Raw genomic sequence first — 3,333 nt, 5'->3', positions numbered from 1 at the left:
CGTCGGTCCTCGCCCCGTGGCGATGTCGATTCCCTTCGCGCAGGCGACGAGCGCCTTCCCGTCCAGCTCGTGCGCGACCGCCGCAAGTAACCCCGCCATCTGCTGCATCGGCACCGCAACGAGAAGGATTCCCGCGCTGCGAAAATCGCCGATTTCGGCCGAGATAGACACGCTTTCTGGCAACGCTACGCCGGCAAGCCGCTTTGCGTTCTGTCGTGTCCGGCGCATCTCGGCCGCATGATCTCGCCCGCGCGTCCAGAGCCCGACCTCCGTCCCGGTCCGCGCCAGCGTCAGCGCCATTGCCGTGCCGAAAGCCCCGGCGCCCAGAACCGCGACTCTCACGCCTTTGCCCCCTTCTTGCCACTGCCGATCAGCGCCGGTTGCGCGATGTCGAGCGGCCAACGCGGTCGCGCCACGAGATCCAGCCCGTCACGATGCCCAAGGCTGAATCGCTCGATCCCCGCCCAGGCGATCATCGCGGCATTGTCGGTGCAAAGCGCCAGCGGAGGGGCGACGAAGCGCGCTCCGGCGCGGGTCGCCACGCCCTCCAGCCGCGCTCGGATTCTCGCGTTTGCGGCCACGCCCCCGGCGACGGCAAGGGTCGGAATCTTTGGACCGGTCGAGAGGTATTCGTCGAGTGCCCTCCGGGTCTTCTCGGCCAGCACGTCGGCGACGGCGGCCTGGAATCCGGCACAGAGGTCCGCACGATCCTCGCCGGTAAGACCGCCCTTTTCCGCCACGATCCCGTCGCGCGCCCTGAGAAGCGCGGTCTTGAGCCCCGAGAACGACAGGTCGCAGCCGGGCCGGTCCAGCAAAGGCCGCGGAAACACGAAGCGCGCGGGATCACCGGTGCGGGCCTCGGCCTCAACGGCCGGGCCGCCGGGCTGTGGCAGGCCGAGCAGCTTTGCCGTCTTGTCAAATGCCTCCCCCGGCGCGTCGTCGATCGTCCCGCCCAGCCGTCCGAACCGCTCGGCGCCCTCGACAATCAGGAACTGGCAATGGCCGCCCGAAACAAGAAGCATGAGATAGGGGAACGCGATGCCGTGCGTCAGCCGGGGGGTCAGCGCGTGCCCGGCGAGGTGGTTGATGCCGAGAAGCGGAAGTCCGGTCGCCGCAGCCATTCCCTTGGCGCACATCACGCCGGCAAGTACACCGCCTATGAGGCCCGGCCCGGCGGTGACCGCAATGCCGTTGACATCGCAGAGCGCGATTCCTGCCTTCGCCAGAGCCTCCTCGACGCAGAGGTCAACCTTCTCCACATGGGCGCGGGCGGCGATTTCCGGGACCACGCCGCCGAACGCAGCATGCAGATCGTTCTGCCCGGCAACCACCGAGGACAGGATCGCGCTCTTGCCTCCAGACAGCCGGACGACCGCCGCAGCGGTATCGTCGCAGCTCGACTCGAGCCCGAGGAGGGTGATCGTCTCATCGTCCATGGCGCCGCCGGTTGCCCTGACCCTCCGGGGCAGGTAACACCGGGGAGGCCATCGCACAATCCCGAGGGGGCCGTGAAACCTGCTCGTCCGATCCTGTTCCTGACCCGCCCGGAGGCGCAGTCGCGCCGCTTCGCAGACGAGTTTCGGGCCCGCTTCGGCGCTGATTGGACGGTCGTCATCGCGCCCCTGACGGAAATCGTCCTTCTTGATCCCTCACTTCCCAGCGATGCTCCCAAGCACGTCATCTTCACGTCGGAGAACGCAGTAACCGCTTTCGCACAGCTGTCGACCGACCGGACCACCCTTGCCTGGTGCGTCGGAACGCGGACGCAGGCAGCAGCTCGGGCGGCGGGCTTCGAGACCCGGCTCGGCCCCGGCGACGGTGCGGGGCTCGCGGAGGCGATCGCCGCCGACCGGTCTGTGAGGCGAATTCTCTACCCACGTCCCGTGCATGCCGCCGGCGACATCCCCGGTGCGTTGAAATCGGCAGGAATAGAGACGATCCCGGTAGTCGTCTACGATCAGCGCGAGCAGCCACTTTCCGACACCGCACGCGCCGTGCTCGGCGGCCCGGTACCGGTGTTGCTGCCGCTCTTCTCCCCGCGGTCGGCGCAGCTTGCCGCGAACGCGGCCCGCGCGGCCGCCGCGCCTTTGCTCATCGCCGCGATCAGCCCGAACGCGGCCGAGGCGGTGCGCGGAGTTCCCGCCCGCCGGATCGTGACGGCCGCGCGGCCCGACGGCGAAGCCATGCTCGACGCGCTCGGTGCGCTTATTGCCGCAGCGAAGACGGGTTGAGCCCGCGCGCCCCGCTGACTAAGTTTCGCGTAAGGCTGGCATGGGCGAGTCCGGTCCCGCGATTTCTGCGAAAGGATTCTCTGATGGCAAGGGCGCGGAAGGGCGAAGGCAAGGCCGAGACGGAAGCCCCGGAAGCGCTGGCGAGCGAAGCGGCCAGCGAAGATGCGCTGGATCCCGGCGCCCGGGAAGAAGCGTCGGTCACAGCGCCCGAGGACGCCGAGCCTACCGGGTGGGATACCTCGGCACCCGAGGCTAAGCCCGAAGAAGAGCCATCCCACCAAGCTCCGCCGCAGTCGGAATCCTCGCGTCCGCGTCGCGGCGGGCTTCTTCCGCTGGTCCTTGGTGGCGCCATCGCGGCGGGCCTCGGCTTCGGGACTGCCCTCTACGTCCTGCCCCGATACTGGGTGCCGGAGGCACCGACCGCTGAACTTGATGCCCTCAAGAACAGCATTGCCGAACAGGCGGCGCGGATCGACAGCCTTTCGACGTTGATCGAGGCGGCGAATTCGGACGCAAAGGTGGCGGACCTTTCCGCCGCTGTCGCGGCACTCGACGCGAAGTCGGCATCCGGCCTCGCTGACTTCGGCGACATGGTCGCCGGGCTCGATTCGCGTGTGGCTTCCGCGGCGACCCGACTCGATGACGTGGAAGCGCGAATTTCCGCGCTCGAGAAACGCCCCGTCGCGGGCGGGGCGGCCTCGGCCACGGCGCTGGAGGCCTTCGGGCGGGAGATGGACACTCTCAGGGCCCAGATGGCGGCTCAGAATTCCGCGCTTTCCGAGGCGCGGGCGACGCTCGCCGAGGAGGCGAATCGTGCGGTCGAGAGCGTCAGGGCCGCCGCAGCCGAGGCCGCGCGGATACGGACGGAGTCCGAGGCGGCGGCGCGGCGGGCAACCGCGCGTGCCGCGCTCGACCGTATCGACGCGGCGCTGATGGCCGGCGGAGCCCTCGACCCGGCGCTTGCCGATCTGCGCGACGCGGGCGTTGCCATTCCGCCGCCTCTCGCCGAGCAGGGCCAGGGCGTGCCGACGCTGGAGGCGCTCCGCACGGCGTTCCCGGATGCTGCGCGTGACGCTCTCGCCGCCTCGCTGAAGGAGACCGC

Annotated in this window: 4 protein-coding genes; 2 read left to right on the top strand and 2 right to left on the bottom strand. The window is 69.6% G+C overall.

The window, feature by feature from the left end:
- Together ACMUOO_RS16810 and tsaD are read right to left on the bottom strand one after the other, a co-directional pair.
- Positions 1 to 342: 2-dehydropantoate 2-reductase N-terminal domain-containing protein (locus ACMUOO_RS16810; protein WP_413855771.1), on the bottom strand; the 342-nt coding region annotated here is incomplete at its 3' end.
- Positions 339 to 1,436, bottom strand: a complete 1,098-nt coding sequence (gene tsaD / locus ACMUOO_RS16805) for a tRNA (adenosine(37)-N6)-threonylcarbamoyltransferase complex transferase subunit TsaD (RefSeq protein ID WP_301919793.1) — start codon at positions 1,434 to 1,436, stop codon at positions 339 to 341. The genes ACMUOO_RS16810 and tsaD, both read right to left, overlap by 4 nt.
- Before the next feature lie 72 nt (positions 1,437 to 1,508).
- On the opposite strand from tsaD, the gene ACMUOO_RS16800 reads away from it, so the two are divergent.
- Both ACMUOO_RS16800 and ACMUOO_RS16795 read left to right on the top strand, forming a co-directional pair.
- Positions 1,509 to 2,231 carry a uroporphyrinogen-III synthase gene (locus tag ACMUOO_RS16800; protein WP_301919794.1) on the top strand — a complete coding sequence of 241 codons (723 nt, stop codon included), beginning with the start codon at positions 1,509 to 1,511 and terminating at the stop codon, positions 2,229 to 2,231.
- Positions 2,232 to 2,314: 83 nt separating this feature from the next.
- Positions 2,315 to 3,333 (top strand): hypothetical protein (locus ACMUOO_RS16795; RefSeq protein ID WP_413855770.1); only part of this gene is annotated, 1,019 nt, incomplete at its 3' end.

The sequence above is a fragment of the Albidovulum sp. genome (assembly GCF_041919395.1).
Lineage (GTDB): Bacteria > Pseudomonadota > Alphaproteobacteria > Rhodobacterales > Rhodobacteraceae > Albidovulum.
Note: the sequence above shows the minus strand (reverse complement) of the source record. Positions and strands in the feature narration are given on the sequence as shown.

Excerpts from the sequence above, each read along its gene's own strand:
- tsaD (WP_301919793.1), bottom strand. The coding sequence starts at position 1,436 with ATGGACGATGAGACGATCACCCTCCTCGGGCTCGAGTCGAGCTGCGAC.